The sequence below is a fragment of the Bacillus cereus group sp. BfR-BA-01356 genome, assembly GCF_022663635.1.
Lineage (GTDB): Bacteria > Bacillota > Bacilli > Bacillales > Bacillaceae_G > Bacillus_A > Bacillus_A cereus.
This window is the reverse complement of sequence record NZ_JAKUFX010000279.1, coordinates 1-930: the sequence shown is the minus strand read 5'-3', so window position 1 is coordinate 930 and position 930 is coordinate 1. Positions and strand designations below refer to the sequence as shown.

Below are 930 nucleotides of genomic sequence, written 5' to 3'. Positions count from 1 at the left end.
CATGGATTGTACATATCCTTTATATAATGGATCTACATAATTCGAACCATCTTGTACACGAGCGATGATGAAATCAATGTATTGTTTTGCCACAGGCCAGTTAATATCACCATTCCATTTTGAAATATCTACAATGTGTCTCATTATTGAACATCTCCTTTTTTCTCTTCTTGTTTTTGTTTGCCACCTAAAATTTCAACTGCATTTGTTAATGGTTGCGGGAGTGGGATACCCATTCGTCCAGCGTTTTCTAAAAGTGAAAGCAATTCATTCCCCATGAAAAAAAAGATTGTCGCTTCACGAATTGCATTGTTACTTCCAAGTACTGTATCGAGCTGGGCGGCCGCACCGACCAAAATAAAAAGCACCACCTTTTTGGCGATGCCTTTGAAACCAACTTTGCTTTTTAATTCTCCGTTATAACCTGCTGCAATCATGCCAGTTAAATAATCAATAACTGCCATCGTCACTAAGACTTTCAATGTTGCATCCCATCCTCCCAAGAAATACCCACAGAAGCCACCAAATGTAGCTATAAATGTTTTCAATAGTACATCAATACGATCCATCTTTCCCTCTCCTTTTTAAGCTGCAAAGCAACTTGGGTCCATTCCAAATATCTCTGCAATATCTTCCTCACTTCTATCTTTTAAATAAGATTCAGTTGTGGAAATATCAGAATGGTTAGCGAGTGATTTTAGTTTTTCAAGTGGCACTCCTTGTACTTTCAAATTATCTAATCTGCTATGTCGGAAACAGTGAGGATTCATTTTAAATTCCTTCCCTTCCTTTTCGTTCAGCATCTTAGCAAATATGTCACACCAATAATTAAATACACTCTTGTTCAATCTTTTTCTCTCACCATTCTTATAAACACGCACAAACAAATCTGGAATAGTATCCTTACCTCGCTGATTTATATATAAACGA

General features: G+C 36.8%; 3 protein-coding genes. All 3 read right to left on the bottom strand.

Features of this window, described 5'->3' with window-relative positions; all coding sequences use genetic code 11:
- A partial coding sequence (locus tag MR168_RS33000; RefSeq protein ID WP_282093751.1) for a GH25 family lysozyme occupies window positions 1–144 on the bottom strand: 144 nt, incomplete at its 3' end.
- Window positions 144–569 (bottom strand): phage holin family protein, encoded by a 426-nt coding sequence (locus MR168_RS32995; RefSeq protein WP_000373895.1) that lies wholly within the window; start codon window positions 567–569, stop codon window positions 144–146. The genes MR168_RS33000 and MR168_RS32995, both read right to left, overlap by 1 nt.
- Before the next feature lie 15 nt (window positions 570–584).
- A partial coding sequence (locus MR168_RS32990) for a site-specific integrase (RefSeq protein ID WP_242291766.1) occupies window positions 585–930 on the bottom strand: 346 nt, incomplete at its 5' end.